Annotated in this window: 12 protein-coding genes and 3 tRNA genes; 1 reads left to right on the top strand and 14 read right to left on the bottom strand. The window is 38.8% G+C overall.

Annotated elements, in window-relative coordinates; translation table 11 throughout:
- Nucleotide 1 precedes the first annotated feature (1 nt).
- From AC4BHP_RS17850 to sigW, 11 genes are all read right to left on the bottom strand, one after another.
- Complete coding sequence (locus AC4BHP_RS17850; protein WP_139892853.1) at nt 2-1,489, bottom strand: sugar ABC transporter ATP-binding protein; 1,488 nt, start codon at nt 1,487-1,489, stop codon at nt 2-4.
- 21 nt (nt 1,490-1,510) lie between these two features.
- The gene (gene rbsD / locus AC4BHP_RS17845; RefSeq protein WP_066102633.1) at nt 1,511-1,900 is read right to left on the bottom strand and encodes a D-ribose pyranase; all 390 of its coding nucleotides are present in this window, start codon (nt 1,898-1,900) and stop codon (nt 1,511-1,513) included.
- Nucleotides 1,878-2,777 carry a ribokinase gene (gene rbsK / locus AC4BHP_RS17840; RefSeq protein WP_490553600.1) on the bottom strand — a complete coding sequence of 300 codons (900 nt, stop codon included), beginning with the start codon at nt 2,775-2,777 and terminating at the stop codon, nt 1,878-1,880. Before rbsK ends, rbsD begins: the two co-directional genes overlap by 23 nt.
- Nucleotides 2,774-3,754, bottom strand: coding sequence for a LacI family DNA-binding transcriptional regulator (locus AC4BHP_RS17835; RefSeq protein WP_066102639.1), 981 nt, complete (start codon nt 3,752-3,754; stop codon nt 2,774-2,776). The genes rbsK and AC4BHP_RS17835 overlap by 4 nt, the downstream gene beginning before the upstream one ends.
- A gap of 404 nt (nt 3,755-4,158) precedes the next feature.
- On the bottom strand, nt 4,159-4,374 hold the full coding sequence (locus AC4BHP_RS17830; RefSeq protein ID WP_066102643.1) for a DUF378 domain-containing protein: 216 nt from the start codon (nt 4,372-4,374) through the stop codon (nt 4,159-4,161).
- Between the two features lie 476 nt (nt 4,375-4,850).
- The gene (gene glmS, locus AC4BHP_RS17825; protein WP_490553598.1) at nt 4,851-6,653 is read right to left on the bottom strand and encodes a glutamine--fructose-6-phosphate transaminase (isomerizing); all 1,803 of its coding nucleotides are present in this window, start codon (nt 6,651-6,653) and stop codon (nt 4,851-4,853) included.
- Nucleotides 6,654-7,076: 423 nt separating this feature from the next.
- Entirely contained in the window at nt 7,077-8,423 is a 1,347-nt protein-coding gene (glmM, locus tag AC4BHP_RS17820) for a phosphoglucosamine mutase (protein ID WP_066102649.1), read from the bottom strand.
- A gap of 81 nt (nt 8,424-8,504) precedes the next feature.
- The gene (locus AC4BHP_RS17815) at nt 8,505-9,755 is read right to left on the bottom strand and encodes a CdaR family protein (protein WP_066102655.1); all 1,251 of its coding nucleotides are present in this window, start codon (nt 9,753-9,755) and stop codon (nt 8,505-8,507) included.
- Complete coding sequence (gene cdaA, locus AC4BHP_RS17810; protein WP_066102658.1) at nt 9,748-10,572, bottom strand: diadenylate cyclase CdaA; 825 nt, start codon at nt 10,570-10,572, stop codon at nt 9,748-9,750. Before cdaA ends, AC4BHP_RS17815 begins: the two co-directional genes overlap by 8 nt.
- Before the next feature lie 181 nt (nt 10,573-10,753).
- Nucleotides 10,754-11,353 (bottom strand): anti-sigma factor family protein, encoded by a 600-nt coding sequence (locus tag AC4BHP_RS17805; protein ID WP_140462300.1) that lies wholly within the window; start codon nt 11,351-11,353, stop codon nt 10,754-10,756.
- Nucleotides 11,354-11,368: 15 nt separating this feature from the next.
- Complete coding sequence (gene sigW / locus AC4BHP_RS17800) at nt 11,369-11,941, bottom strand: RNA polymerase sigma factor SigW (protein ID WP_375138423.1); 573 nt, start codon at nt 11,939-11,941, stop codon at nt 11,369-11,371.
- Between the two features lie 154 nt (nt 11,942-12,095).
- Between sigW and AC4BHP_RS17795 the strand changes: the two genes are divergently transcribed.
- The gene (locus tag AC4BHP_RS17795; protein ID WP_077247995.1) at nt 12,096-12,260 is read left to right on the top strand and encodes an aspartyl-phosphate phosphatase Spo0E family protein; all 165 of its coding nucleotides are present in this window, start codon (nt 12,096-12,098) and stop codon (nt 12,258-12,260) included.
- A gap of 716 nt (nt 12,261-12,976) precedes the next feature.
- Here the strand turns inward: AC4BHP_RS17795 and AC4BHP_RS17790 are convergent.
- The 3 genes from AC4BHP_RS17790 to AC4BHP_RS17780 all read right to left on the bottom strand — a co-directional run bounded on the left by AC4BHP_RS17790 (nt 12,977) and on the right by AC4BHP_RS17780 (nt 13,207).
- Nucleotides 12,977-13,051, bottom strand: a tRNA-Gly gene (locus tag AC4BHP_RS17790).
- A gap of 4 nt (nt 13,052-13,055) precedes the next feature.
- Nucleotides 13,056-13,128 (bottom strand) — tRNA-Lys (locus AC4BHP_RS17785).
- 4 nt (nt 13,129-13,132) lie between these two features.
- Nucleotides 13,133-13,207, bottom strand: a tRNA-Gln gene (locus AC4BHP_RS17780).
- Nucleotides 13,208-13,335: the final 128 nt, after the last annotated feature.

Genomic DNA, 13,335 nt, shown 5'->3' with positions numbered 1-13,335 from the left:
TTTAGACAATCTTCTCTCCCCCTGTCGCAAAATGCATGATTCTTTCTTGTGTCATATCTTTCTTCTCTACTACCCCTGTCAATTTACCTTCCTGCATCACTAGCACTCTATCCGCCATACCTATGACTTCCGGTAGTTCTGAAGAAATCATTAAAATAGCTACCCCAGCCTCGGCTAATTGATTGATAATGTGATAGATTTCCTTCTTAGCGCCAATATCAACCCCTCGTGTCGGTTCATCCAGAATCAGAATTTTTGGTTGAGTGCCGAGCCACTTGGCAATAACAACCTTTTGTTGATTACCGCCTGATAGAGACTTAACGATTTGTTCTGCACCAGAGGAGCGTATTCGTAACTGATTTATGTAATTTTGAACAAACTCATTCTCCTTGCCTGGCTGTATAACGCTAGCTTTAGAGCCCTTTTCTAAATTTGCCAACATAATATTCTCTTTAATTGAGAAATCTAATATTAATCCCTTTGATTTTCGATCCTCTGTCACCAAACCAATTCCAAGCTTCATAGCTTCTATGGGAGTTTTAATTTGGACCTTCTGACCATCAATAAAAATCTCCCCCTGGGTAGATTTCCTATGTCCAAATAGAGCTTCTGCTATTTCAGTTCTACCAGCCCCCATCAATCCTGAGAGTGCCAATACCTCCCCTTGATGCAAGGTAAATGACACATCCTGAAAGGCATTATCCGCACTTAAACCCTTCACCTCCAGCTTCTTGTTGCCTATCTTGGCATTTCTGGAAGGGAATCGTTCTCCTAACTGACGTCCAACCATCATAGCAACGATTTCATCGAATGTTGTCTCCGAGATTTCCTTCACTCCTACATATTCTCCATCACGCAATACCGTAATCCGATCACAAATTGCAAATATCTCTTCCATACGGTGGGAAATATAGACGAATGAAATTCCCTTGCTTTTCAGCTCTCTAACTGTTTTAAACAGGGTTTGGATTTCACGGTCTGTCAAGGCAGCAGTAGGTTCATCCATAACAATATATTTGGCTTCAGAAGCAATCGCTTTTGCAATCTCAATAATTTGTTGCTTCCCGACCGATAAGTCTCCCGCTCTGGTCCGTGGATGAACATCCAGGCCTAGCTTTTTCAATAGCCTTTTTGTTTCCTGTTCCATTTCTTTACGTTTCAAAACTCCAAGTCCATACTCTAGTTCCTTGCCGAGAAATAGATTTTCGGCCACGGTAAGGTCAGGTAAAATATTTAACTCCTGATGAATCACATGGATACCCTGGTTCTCAGAATCCTTCGCCGACTTAAAATCCATCAATTGACCGTCGACTCTTACCTCTCCGCTGTCCTTCGTATAAATACCTGACATGATTTTCATCAGTGTAGATTTTCCTGCTCCATTCTCTCCCATAAGCGCATGAATTTCTCCGTTAAGCAATTCAAATTGGACATCCCTGAGTACGACATTACCACTGAATGCTTTTGAAATACCGGACATCTGAATCATTTGCCGTTCACCCACCCTCTGTTAAAAAATAACGCCACTCTGTAAAATAATATTTGCATATGGCGAAGCTTCACCGGTACGAATGATTACTTTAGCTGCCTTTGTTTGTATTTTAAATTGCTCATGCGTTACCTTCTGTATATCATTGAAGCATTCATGAACGTAGTGGTTTATATCAGGATTTGTTTCCTTCATTTCCTCTGCTATAAAGACCTGCTCTACTTCCAAATCTTTTAAAACCTCTTCCAAAACAGGAATGAATCCTGGTTCTCCGAGCTTATAGGCTAAGTCGATACATACAGTTCCATCTGGAATTGGAAGTCCGCAATCAGCAATCACAATCTGATCTGTATGGCCAAGCTTGGCAAAAATACCGGCTAATTCACGATTAATGATTCCCTTTTTCTTCATCAAGCTTCCCCCTTAACCTTGCCTCAACCGCATCTATTCCAGGCATTCCGCCTTGAGCGCCAAATCCTTCAACCGATAACGAAGCTGCAATATTGGCAAAATGAGTTGCATCATTAAGAGATTTTCCGTTTACATAGGCATGAGCAAAAGCGCCATTAAATGTGTCGCCTGCACCCGTCGTATCAACCGGGGTCGTTCTGTATCCTTCTACATGGATAATCTCATTACCATCACTATACATAGCTCCTTTATCTCCCAAGGTCACTATTAATTTATTTGGGTACTCTCTAACTGCTTGTTCTGCTGAAAGACCCCATATTACATTGCATTCTGTTTCATTAGGTGTTAAAAACGTAATCTTATCCATCCATTCCACTCGGAAATTTTGGGCTGGAGCAGGATTTACAATTACGGGAACCTTTAATTCGGAACATAAATCCAAAGTGTATTCTACTGTTTCCACCGGAATTTCAAGCTGCATGATGACCAGTTTTGACCGTTCAATTGTCCTGCGGTGTTTGTCTATCAAGGTCTTATCTACTTTAAAATTCGCACCTGGCACAACAATAATGCGGTTATCCTGATTATGCACAATGATATTAGCTATACCAGTGCTTTCAGATACCTTGCTTACACCATTTGTATCAATTTTTTCTTTTTCAAGGTTATCAATCAGCATGTCACCAAAGCTATCGTTACCCACTGCACCGATCATCGCAACCTGGCTGCCTAAGCGGGCTGCAGCAACTGCTTGATTAGCTCCTTTTCCACCAGGAATTGTTTCAAACCACTCTCCCAGTACTGTTTCACCCTGCTGAGGAAATAGCCCTGATTGGCAAACTAAGTCCATATTTATACTTCCTATTATGGTAATCATTGAATTGCCCCCTTTGTTGAATCTCTTATGGTTAATTGCGGAGCTACAAATTCAGTCATTTGTTCGAGTAATTCTCCATCAATTTGTTTAATCAGTAATTTAGTTGCTTTAGAACCAAGCTCATAAATATTTTGTGCTACTGTCGATAACCCAGGTGTCGTCATCTGTCCAAGCATAATCCCATCAAATCCGAGAATTTGCAATTGATCGGGCACTGTTATTTTGAGAGAATGGGCTGCTTTTAATGCTCCTATTGCCGAAACATCACTGCAGGCAAAAATTGCATCAATCGATGAGTCCTCCTTCAATAATTTAAAAACAATCTGCTCAGCCTCATTAAAATCAAATGGACACTCAAGTATAGTAGTTTTAATCTGGCTGGTTTCAGTAGCTTGTAAAAATCCTTTCAATCGATCATCAGCCGGCTTCAGTCCATCTGGGCCGCGTAAACAAACAAGATGATTGATTTGCTGCCTAAGCAAAAATTCAGATCCGAGTTTCGCCCCTTCTATATTCTGGGTCATTACTGTAGGAAAACCTTCGCCAATTGACCGATCAAGCGCCACTAATGGGACATTAAGGCTTTTGTAATATTCCTTATCCAACTCGTTTGTTGCCAAAATAATACCTGCTATATACTTTCTCGTTAGTGTTTCAATGTATTGGCGTTCTTTCTCCGCCTGCTCATCTGTATTGCAGAGAATAACCGTGTAGCCATTTTCATATGCTGCGTCTTCCACTGCTCTTGCCAGCTCTGGAAAGAAAGGGTTTGTTATATCTGGTATGATGAGCCCAATTGCATTTGTCTGCTTTGTATTCAAGGATCTAGCAATTATACTGGGCCGATATCCTAATTCTTTAATTGCATCCTCTACTTGCATACGTGCCTTTTCGCTTATGTAGCCTTGATTTAAATATCTCGATACAGTCGCTACAGAAACTCCTGCATACTTTGCAACATCTTTTATAGTAGCCATTTTATCTCCAAACAAAATATGGTACCGGTACCACATGTAACCGGTTACATAATACATTACATGATTTTACAGAATGTTGTCAATCATTTTCATTTATGAATTTGGTCGATATGCCGACCTTTTTAAATTTATGCTAAAAGGAGGATGAAGAGGGAAGCTATAAAAAGATACTACACGGGGCTATCTGTGTCTTACTCAATTTTGAACTTTTTATCCATTTTCTAACTTAAACAAGAATATGTATATACCGCTTACGTTCTTCTCTATAAAAATTCATTAGCTCACCTGAGGTTCACCCATTAGGCAAATAGAGGTCCAAGGAAAAGGACCTCATCTTTGGTCAGCTCATCTATCTTCCCATAAACACCCCCCCTCTTTAAAGAGGGGGGAGATTAAAATTATCATTAAGCCGCAATACGTGATTCCTTTGATGGAGCAAAGAGCAACCCAATATTAGTTAAACCAGCAATACCTACTAACGCATAGACGATTCGAGAAAGAATGGCATCCTGTCCTCCAAATAAAGTTGCTACAAGATCAAATTGAAACAAACCTATCAGCCCCCAATTTATAGCTCCAATGATCGTTAATACAAGTGCTATTTTCTGTAGAATACTCAATTTTCATTTCCCCTTTGTAAGTTTTTTGTAATCATTTACTATATTCACGTAATCACGGATACTTAAACCAAAATATATAGAAAAAATATAAGTTTTGTATAATTTTATTAAAGGATAGTATTCCGTTATAAGAGTGATTTGTTTGAGAAAACAGTTACTAACTCTTCAACAAAATTAAATCATTACCGGCTTAGTAATATGTAAAATGTGCAGACTCATTAGTCTATCAAACTTATATTTGTATTCTCCTCTATATTTTTCGTAAATTAGGGAGTATGAATATACAAATAGGCTGTACTGGGAAGCCAGATATACTTGCTCTTGTGTACAGCCCATTTAGTCTTAACCTTTAGAAATAACCTAGTAAGGATGAGTTTACTAATTGTACATCTAAAATTTCCTCTATCAAATTCAAAAAACCCAGCTCCCTTCAAACGAAGAGTAGCTGGGTATTGAGTTTATACTATATTGATTCCTTACTCAACCGTAACCGATTTTGCTAGATTACGAGGTTTATCCACATCACAGCCACGGTGAAGAGATGCATAGTAAGCAATTAGTTGTAATGGTATTACAGAGATAAGAGGTGTTAACATTGGGTTAACTTCTGGAAGTACGTATGCGTCTCCTTCTTGATCAAGTCCCTTCATGGAAATGATGCAAGGGTTAGCGCCACGTGCAACCACTTCTTTTACGTTACCACGGATGCTTAAGTTTACAGCTTCCTGTGTTGCCAAAGCAATAACAGGTGTTCCTTCTTCAATTAAGGCAATTGTACCGTGTTTTAGTTCACCGCCGGCAAAGCCTTCCGCTTGAATATAGGAAATTTCTTTTAGCTTCAACGCACCCTCAAGGCCAACGAAATAATCGACAGAACGTCCAATAAAGAAACAATTACGTGTAACAGCAAGATATTCGCGTGCAATCATTTCGAATTTATCTTTGTCATCACATAGAGCCTCCATTGCGTTCGCAACGATTCCCAATTCTTTTACTACATCAAAATCTGCTAATTGATTTTTTTCTTTCGCCACAACAGCCGCCAGGATTGTTAATACAGCCATTTGTGCTGTGTATGCTTTAGTAGATGCAACCGCAATTTCAGGACCAGCATGTAATAACAACGTAAAGTCAGCTTCACGAGACAATGTTGACCCAGGTACATTAGTAATCGTTAAGGCTTTGTAGCCCATCTCTTTTACTTGCACAAGTACGGCACGGCTATCTGCTGTTTCTCCGCTTTGGGAAATGAAAATGAACAATGGTTTTTCTGATAGTAAAGGCATATTGTAGCCAAATTCGGAAGCTACATGAACTTCTACCGGTACTTTCGCCATTTTTTCAAACATTTGTTTTCCAACAAGGCCAGCATGATAGCTTGTTCCACAAGCAACAATGTACAGACGATCCGCTTCATTTATCGCATTAATAATTGCGTCGTCTATTTTTAGCTCACCCGCTTCATTCTGATAAGCTTGAATGATTTTACGAGTTACTAAAGGCTGCTCATCAATTTCTTTTAGCATGTAGTGCGGATACGTTCCTTTTTCAATATCGCTTGCATCCAGCTGTGCTGTGTAAGGCTCACGAGTAACTACTGTACCGTCCAATTGTTTAATGGTGATTTGATCTTTTGTAACAAGAACAATTTCTTTATCCATAAGTTCAACAAACTGGTCTGTTACTTGCAGCATAGCCATCGCATCACTAGCGATTACATTGAAATCAGCACCTACACCTACTAATAATGGGCTTTTATTTTTAGCTACATAAATGATTTCTTCATCTTGTGCATCCAGTAAGCCAATTGCATATGAACCATGCAATAGACCCAGAGCCTTTGCAAAAGCTACTTCTACGTTAAGTCCTTCTTCAACAAATTTGCTGATAAGCTGAACGATTACCTCAGTATCCGTATCACTCACTAAATCAGTATCTTGAAGGTACTCCCTCTTTAATAATTCATAGTTCTCAATTACACCGTTATGAACGATCGTAAAACGTCCATTCGAACTTTGGTGAGGGTGAGCATTTCTTATGCTTGGTACTCCATGAGTTGCCCAGCGAGTGTGTCCAATTCCTTTAGAAGATTGTACAGATGAATCTACGCTTTCACGTAAATCAGCTATTCTTCCTTTTTCTTTGAACACATGTACACCGTTCTCATTCATAACAGCAATACCAGCTGAATCATATCCTCTATATTCAAGCTTTTCTAAGCCTTTTAGTAAAATTTCTTTAGCATCTTGATGTCCAATATATCCTACGATTCCACACATACTTGTTTATCCTCCTATAAAAAAGATGAAGGGAACAAGAATGCCCAGGGGGGCACACTTGCCCCCTTATCTCTGAATAATTTTTAGTTGATATATGCATCTCTTTTTATTCTGTCCAATTTGTCACCAAACTGATTTAGTAAAAAGAGGGTCAGTTGTGCATGCAACCGGAAGGCATCCGCCGAAAGATCGATAACCTCCACCTCGTCAACTGGGTTACTCCAGTCCTGGCGCTTTAATAACTAAATAACATCTTCCCTCCTCTTCTATTTTGAACTCAATTTTCAGCATACACTATTTGCTCTCATTCCGTCAACATTTACAAAAATATACATTTAAATCTCATAATTCAGCTATACATATATAAAATATGCATAAGAGGAAGAACTGTTCCCCTTATGCATTAATTGTTATTGATTATTATTATAAGCCCATCTCTGCCCTTACAACATCGGCAATTCTCTCAACGTATTGATCGCATTGTTCCTGTGTAGGTGCCTCAGCCATTACACGAACGAGTGGTTCAGTTCCGGACGGTCTAACAAGAATTCTCCCGTTTCCGCTCATTTCCTCTTCCACTTGATCAATAATTGCCTTCACTTTATCATTATCCGTTACATGATGCTTATCTGTTACACGGATATTAACAAGTTTTTGTGGATAAACTTTCATTTCGCCTGCAAGTTCTGAAAGTGGCTTACCTGTCAGCTTCATAATATTAATGAGCTGTACACCTGTCAGCAATCCGTCTCCTGTTGTATTGTAATCAAGGAAAATAATATGCCCTGATTGCTCTCCGCCAAGATTATATCCACCTTTTTTCATTTCTTCTACAACATACCGATCTCCAACAGCTGTCTGCGCACTTAAGATTTGGTTTACATCTAATTCTTTATAAAATCCCATATTACTCATAACTGTTGAAACAACTGTATTATGCTTAAGGCGGTTATGTTCTTTCATGTATTTTGCACAAATGAACATAATTTGATCTCCATCAACGATTTTACCTTTCTCATCGACAGCTATTAATCGATCTCCATCTCCATCAAAAGCCAGACCAACATCCGCTCCCTTTTCGAGAACAAATTCAGCCAGCTTATCTGGATGCGTGGATCCGACTCCTTCATTAATATTAAGACCATTTGGTGAAGCACCCATAGTCGAAACATCAGCATCTAAATCAGCAAACAAGTGTGTTGCTAAAGAAGAAGTAGCTCCGTGTGCACAATCGAGGGCTACATGGATATTTGTGAAATCCTCGTCCGCCGTTTGTTTTAAGTATTGAATATATTTTTGCCCACCTTCGAGGTAATCATTGATTCTACCAATGTTTTCTCCGATTGGTCTTGGGAGTTGATCTTCTTCCATATCTAATAATGCTTCAATCTCTTCTTCCTGATCATCTGAAAGCTTAAACCCATCAGATCCGAAGAATTTAATACCATTATCCGCTACAGGGTTATGGGAGGCAGAAATCATTACACCTGCTTCTGCGCCTAATGCTTTTGTTAAATAAGCAACTCCAGGTGTTGAAACGATTCCCAAGCGCATGACCTCCGCTCCAATTGAGAGCAGACCTGCTACAAGGGCACTTTCCAGCATGAAGCCGGATATTCTTGTATCACGGCCAATGATTACTTTTGGACGGTTTTCATTATGTTTTGTTAACACATATCCTCCAAATCGGCCTAGCTTAAAAGCAAGCTCCGGTGTCAGTTCGCTATTTGCTACACCCCTCACACCATCTGTACCGAAATATTTACCCATTAAAAATCTCTCCTTCTACTAATACACTTCATATTTTATTGCCTATATATACCTAACTGTCTTATGAAAGAGTGTAGGTTGTTATCCATCTGAACTTTTTTCTGAGATTTCCACTGTAATTGTCTTACTATTGTTAGGCAGTTCCCAATGTACCTCATCTGGTGCATTCACCTTTAAGGGTACTGTATGGTTTCCTACATTTAACTCTTTTACCTCGATAAATATATCAAAATCACTGGATTTCAGGGATTTAATCTTAGATGCCTCGCCTTCAATGGCCAGGTCCACCATCCCTTTTGAAGGATTAAGAATTTCCGCCTCATATTTCTCATTGTCTAGTCCCTTTATTTCAATAGGTATATTCGAGATTGTTTGAGTATTTTCCTTCTTTATCTTAATTGTCACTTTAACCGTATCTATAGAAGATCCAACCACTCCATCAGGCAAGCTGACTGGAATTTCAATTACAGTATCCTCATCAATATTGCTGACATCAACAGGTACCGTTATCTCCTTTATATCTTTAAGAATGGATTCTCCTCCATAGATGGTAGCTGTCTCCGAATCAATTTTAATACTTTCAATTTTAACTCCTTCAGGCGGTGCTCCTGTAGCTTTAGCAGATAGGCTGACCTCTTTTGAAGGACTGTTTACATTTATCGAGATATCAACTGTACTAGGTTCAATATTCACATCTAACAAGTTCATATTGCTATCAAATGCCTGTACTGTTGCTTCAGTTAGAATATCATTCGTTACATGTGAGTCCGTTTTAACAGTTGCTTTTACAACAGAAACCTTATCGACATGGCTCTTGGCACCCGTTATTTCCACTTCTGTTGGACTTAGATATGGCGGGTCTGATGAATATCCTTCTGCTAATAGTGTTTTATCAAATTCAGCCTCGACTTTGAAGTTCTCTGTTACCTTCTCCTCTACCACTGCTGTTGCATTGGCCTGTGTCAGTGTATAGTTAATTTTATCCGATAAATTCTTTACCTTGATTGGTACCTTTTGAGAACCAATTTTAGGATCGGATAAGTCTACATAAATCTCAAAGTCCATTGTAGATTTAGCAGTTATAACTATACTCTTAGGTCCCTCAATCGTAATATCCAGAGTTTCGGGTATCCCGCTGACAATTAAATTATCGGTATCATAATAAACCTCAACAGGCACGTTTTTAATTGTGGCTGTTTCTGTGCTTGAAGGTGTATTATAAGGATTACTGGAATTATTGATTGGGTTACTATTGACAGAGAAAAACAGGAATAGTGCAATCAGAAAAGCCCCAATTTTCATAAACCAACTGCTAGAAATAAGTTTATCCATCTTTTCTCGACCTCCAATTCCAAAGATTCGAAGAGGTCGTTTTATTATTTATGGACAATTCATTTTCAAGCATATTTTGCAGTTCATCTAACGAAAGATTCCGATAAAGCTCTCCGTTTTTCGTTAAAGAAATATTCCCTGTCTCTTCCGAAACAACGATTGTCAAGCTGTCGGTAACTTCACTTATTCCCAGCGCCGCCCTGTGCCTTGTTCCCAGTTCCTTTGAAACAAATGGGCTTTCAGATAAAGGAAGATAACATGCTGCTGCAGCAACTGTGCCATTTTGCAGAATTACCGCTCCATCGTGCAGTGGTGTATTCGGTATAAAAATATTAATTAATAACTCAGATGACACTCTGGAATCGAGACGTATACCTGTCTCAATATAATCATTAAGACCCGTCTCTCTTTCAATTGAAAGAAGGGCACCAATCCGGCGCTTGGCCATATAGGTTGTCGATTTAATAATAGCTTCAATTGTTTGCTCCTGCACATTCTCTTCCTGAAAATTTGTCCTGGAAAATAAACGGCCTCTCCCCAACTGTTCGAGCGCTCGTCGTAATTCAGGCTGAAAGATAATAATGATGGCTAAAACTCCCCAAGTCATTACATTTTCCATTAAATAGCTCATTGTATTTAAGCCAAGGATTTCACTCGCAAAGCGTCCAATCACAATTAAAAGGATTCCACGTAATAGCTGTACGGCTTTTGTCCCTTTAATAATTTGCAATAATTTATAAAAAACAAACCAAACGAGAAAGATGTCGGTTATGTTTATAATATAATCTAATAAAGAAAAGTTGTTTAGAAACGGCATGTCATTTCCTCCAGTCATGTCCTTTCCCATGAACGGTGTATATACCGCTATGTTGTATAACCCCACTATTATAACATACTGTTCCACAAACTCTAAGAATTCAGTCCCAAATTCATTGATAGAAAAAGAAAAAGGCCATCCGCGGTGGATTGCCTTAAATAGGTCTATTTCTATCTATAGATTAAAAAACTCTTGATGCTATATCCTTAGTATGAAACCAAATCCATTCAAACAGTTGATCAATCTCTTCTATATTTCCAGTCACTTCACCAGCTCCTGCTAAATAGTTATCTCCATTAATAACCGTTACGTTCCCATTGACTTTGCCCTCAACTTTTATATCTCCATTTTTGACAACAAGGTCCCCTTTGACCGTCTTTCCTTCCGGAACAATCACAGTTTGTCCTTCGACGACCAAGTTAGGGTCTTTAGAGAATGAGAACTGTTCATCCTCTCCCCAATAGGAAAATAAGCTACTGCCCATCAATAGAATAAAGAGCGAAGCGGCAATTAACACTGGATTGCGCTGCAGCCATTTTTCAAACCTTCGCCTTTTCGATTGTTTAGGTAGATTTCTCATTACATTTGCGGTAAATCCGCTAGGTGCTGTAATATGGTTACTTTGAAGAAAGGCAACTGTTTTACTCAACTCGTGAAAGGTTTTCTTACACTCATCACATTCTGCTATATGCGAAAGAAGCACATTGGAATGTTCTTCATTAATGTCATCGTCGAGATAATCATGCATATAATCTGCGATGTTTTCTGGGCATTGTTTCATTTTAATCCACCTCATTTATATAGATCGCATCGATTTTCTCAGTGCATCTCTTCCCCTATGAATTCGTGTTTTCACGGTTCCTACCGGTAAATTAAGGATTTCACTAATTTCTTTCAGAGATAACTCATCCACATATTTTAATACAATAACTGAGCGGTATTTTTCAGGCAGATTCTGAATTTCCTTTTGCATTTTTTCTTTAAGCTCTAAACTCTCCAGTTCATCCTCAGGTAACTTTGTATCCGATGGAATCTGTGAATACATATCAAGCCCCTCTGTACCTGCTACTTCTGCATCGAGATAATAATCCGGCTTCTTTTTACGTATACGGTCTATACATAAATTTGTAGCAATCCGGTATAACCAGGTGGAGAACTTTCGGTTCATCTGGAAAGTGTGTATATTCATATATGCCCGTAAAAAAGCTTCCTGTGCCACATCCTCTGCTTCATGGCGGTCACCCAGCATGCGATAGCACAATTGAAATACTCTGTCTTTATAAAACTGAACGATGTCTTCATATGCCTGTTGTTTACCACCCAGCACTTCCTGTATTCTTTCTTTAATAAGTCCTTCCAAATTGTCCATCCTCCGCATTGGCGGCCTTCAGCATTTATACGCACTGGCCTTGAGAAAAGTTTCAATAAAAAATAATTTTTGTTTTTTACATTGACACACTGTTTAATCTTTATAAATATGGGTAATAAAGGTAACAAAACCTCTTGCAGATAGGAGTGAAGACTTGGAACTACATATACTTATGAAGGATATTGAACAATGCCGCCAAAGAATGATACTACTTGCCTCTTCAACTTCAATGCTTGACTCTGATGTCATCAAAGCAAGTACTGAACTGGACTCATTAATCAATCTCTATCAAACTCACACAAGATATGTAAAGCAGTAATCCTAAAAAGGTTGCTGCTTTTCTTTGTGGAATGATGATCTCTGGTATCCACTGACGGCTAACAAAATCCCAATTGGTATTAGTTTCACTCATTATATTTAGACCCAGAATGAATAGGCCCTATTCATTGCCTCATCCATTCCGGATAAGGGTCAACTTTTACTGTACTAAGTATACAGCCAGGAGACAGTCATATAAATTTTCTCCTGTGCCCTTCACTATTTATCATTCAATGTCGTTTTTCTTTACGTTTGACCCCATGCCTTATTCTTGAATTAACCTACCTCTCAAACAAACCGTAGATTCTTTATAAAACATCTATATATAATCGACAGGATTTGTTGATATATATCATAACCAGATTAACTTCTTCAAACGTACTGGCATTACTTAAAGAGCACCTTTTCCCCTATCGATCAGGCAATGTCATTCACCGAACCTTTATGCTAATACTCTTTAATCTATAGATCGCTTATATAATGGTTTTAAAAGTACACACTTAACTTCTATCATACCTTATTAGCTTAGTTCAGTCTCGCAAATCGTTTCTCAAGAGTAAAGAGCCTCTTTAGTACCAATAAAACGGTAGCTGAATAGTTTAATTTCTTGCTTTTGATGCGTGCCAATTCTTCTTATCGCAGGGCTTAATGGTTTTTATAATAAAAAAAACCTTAAAATGCAATGCATTTAAGGTTTAAAATAGTCGTATAAAATTTTGGAGCGGAAGACGGGATTCGAACCCGCGACCCCCACCTTGGCAAGGTGATGTTCTACCACTGAACTACTTCCGCAAAATGAGCCATGAAGGACTCGAACCTTCGACCCTCTGATTAAAAGTCAGATGCTCTACCGACTGAGCTAATGGCTCTAAATGGCTGGGCTAGCAGGATTCGAACCTACGAATGACGGAGTCAAAGTCCGTTGCCTTACCGCTTGGCTATAGCCCAAAAAGAAAAAAAGGGACAATATCTTGTCCATTACTCAAAGCTTATTAAAATAATGGTGGAGGGGGGCAGATTCGAACTGCCGAACCCGAAGGAGCGGATTTACAGTCCGCCGCGTTTAGCCACTTCGC

The sequence above is a fragment of the Pradoshia sp. Z4_20 genome (assembly GCF_058216035.1).
Note: the sequence above shows the minus strand (reverse complement) of the source record. Positions and strands in the feature narration are given on the sequence as shown.

Excerpts from the sequence above, each read along its gene's own strand:
- AC4BHP_RS17850 (WP_139892853.1), bottom strand. The coding sequence starts at position 1,489 with ATGATTCAGATGTCCGGTATTTCAAAAGCATTCAGTGGTAATGTCGTA.
- glmS (WP_490553598.1), bottom strand. The coding sequence starts at position 6,653 with ATGTGTGGAATCGTAGGATATATTGGACATCAAGATGCTAAAGAAATT.
- AC4BHP_RS17835 (WP_066102639.1), bottom strand. The coding sequence starts at position 3,754 with ATGGCTACTATAAAAGATGTTGCAAAGTATGCAGGAGTTTCTGTAGCG.
- AC4BHP_RS17805 (WP_140462300.1), bottom strand. The coding sequence starts at position 11,353 with ATGAAACAATGCCCAGAAAACATCGCAGATTATATGCATGATTATCTC.
- glmM (WP_066102649.1), bottom strand. The coding sequence starts at position 8,423 with ATGGGTAAATATTTCGGTACAGATGGTGTGAGGGGTGTAGCAAATAGC.
- rbsK (WP_490553600.1), bottom strand. The coding sequence starts at position 2,777 with ATGATTACCATAATAGGAAGTATAAATATGGACTTAGTTTGCCAATCA.
- AC4BHP_RS17815 (WP_066102655.1), bottom strand. The coding sequence starts at position 9,755 with ATGGATAAACTTATTTCTAGCAGTTGGTTTATGAAAATTGGGGCTTTT.
- rbsD (WP_066102633.1), bottom strand. The coding sequence starts at position 1,900 with ATGAAGAAAAAGGGAATCATTAATCGTGAATTAGCCGGTATTTTTGCC.
- cdaA (WP_066102658.1), bottom strand. The coding sequence starts at position 10,572 with ATGCCGTTTCTAAACAACTTTTCTTTATTAGATTATATTATAAACATA.
- sigW (WP_375138423.1), bottom strand. The coding sequence starts at position 11,941 with ATGGACAATTTGGAAGGACTTATTAAAGAAAGAATACAGGAAGTGCTG.